The 1,440-nt window shown below is 41.7% G+C and carries 1 protein-coding gene; it reads right to left on the reverse strand.

Going from position 1 to position 1,440, the window contains the following annotated elements; genetic code table 11:
* Window positions 1–14 precede the first annotated feature (14 nt).
* Complete coding sequence (locus BV375_RS04505) at window positions 15–1,358, reverse strand: IS4 family transposase (RefSeq protein WP_086757717.1); 1,344 nt, start codon at window positions 1,356–1,358, stop codon at window positions 15–17.
* Window positions 1,359–1,440: the final 82 nt, after the last annotated feature.

The following is a 1,440-nucleotide window of genomic DNA, read 5'->3' on the forward strand; positions in this document are numbered from 1 at the left end:
CCATTGGTGTCAACTTAAGAAGATTTTGCCCAAATTTGTTGGGTGTAAGCGTCAATCTCGCGATGGCGCTTACGCCTGGTTTTGACCAATCCAAACAACTTTTGTCGTTCAACAAGATAGGGAACAGCCTCAGAGGCATCACCACGTAGAATAGCTTGAGAAAAATGGTATAAACCACGAAAGACCATTTCCGTAGAAATTCGCTCTAAGGGCTGATTCAATGCGATCGTCGAAGACGTTGCCGAAGGCATCGCAACATCAATACATAATTGATTGAGAACAGCATAAAAAATCCAAGTAGCGAGAATTTGAATTTGTACGCCGTTCGTATCACCCACCCAGATATAAGCCAAACCTAAAAGCCTTTTTGTCAGCAAAAATGCATCTTCAACGCGCCAACGTCTTCGATATAATTCACAGACTTGCTGCGCAGATAATATTTGGGGGTCGAGTACATTTGTCAGATAGTAATACCAAATTGTACCCCATAACACAGAAACTAAACGGACTTTTCGCTTACAAGGATTCGAGCGGTATTCACCCAGATTGATAATTTCATCACGATAGAATTGACCACTACTCAAACAACAAAGTACCGTGTAAGCAGTCTTATTTCGCAATCTGGTAACAAAAAACTTGTTGGCATTTGTGAATTCATCAAACCAAGGAAATTTAAAAAATCCCAAGTCGAAAATCAATAATCCATTAGCGGGTAAGCGTTCTAATAAGCAGTCACACCAAGTTTTATCATTGGCCCTGCTGTTAGCCGTGTACCAGACTGTGACTGGATTGTGAGTGAATGCTGTCACCACCATCATCATTTTTCCTGCCACAGTTTTGTCTGCGTCTTGGAGTGCTTTCAGTTTTCTTCTGAGTGCTTCTAAAGTCGAACCATCGGCAATCCATATAGCTGTAAATCTTTGATTCACATGAAGCCAATTTGGCTCTATAGCTGTATTGTGGTTTCGCTGTTGAATTCTCTCAATTACTTGCTCAAAAATCAGCGTCAACAATTCTATGGGTAATGTCCTGAGTCTTTTTGAGATTGCTTGGGCACTCACCTCAATTCGGCCTACCCATAATAATCCTTCCTCATTGAGTACTCGTTGTACTTCCCGTAATCCGGCTATCTGTCGATATACCAGGCTCAAAACTACTGCCATCATTACAGGCAATGTTAGTATCCGCTCGCGCAATTTTTTCTTGTCTTTGCCTTCACTGAATTTGAGTGGCTTGAAGCTGCCTGGTGAGAGCAATAAATATAGTTGCTTGTCGATTTCTTCTATTGGCGGCGCTGGTACATGTTTTTGTTGCCGCAGGTCTGGGTTGCCTTTTCGCGCTGGACGTTTTGTACCCATGATGTATCACCAAGAACATCAATCAAGATGTTCTTAGATTACATCTTATAGTTACTTTTGGCTTAAGTTGACACCAATGGGC

This window comes from Nostoc sp. 106C, assembly GCF_002154725.1.
In the GTDB taxonomy this organism is placed as follows: Bacteria; Cyanobacteriota; Cyanobacteriia; order Cyanobacteriales; family Nostocaceae; genus Aulosira.

Coding starts and splice junctions, on each gene's coding strand:
- BV375_RS04505 (WP_086757717.1), bottom strand. CDS start 1,358: ATGGGTACAAAACGTCCAGCGCGAAAAGGCAACCCAGACCTGCGGCAA.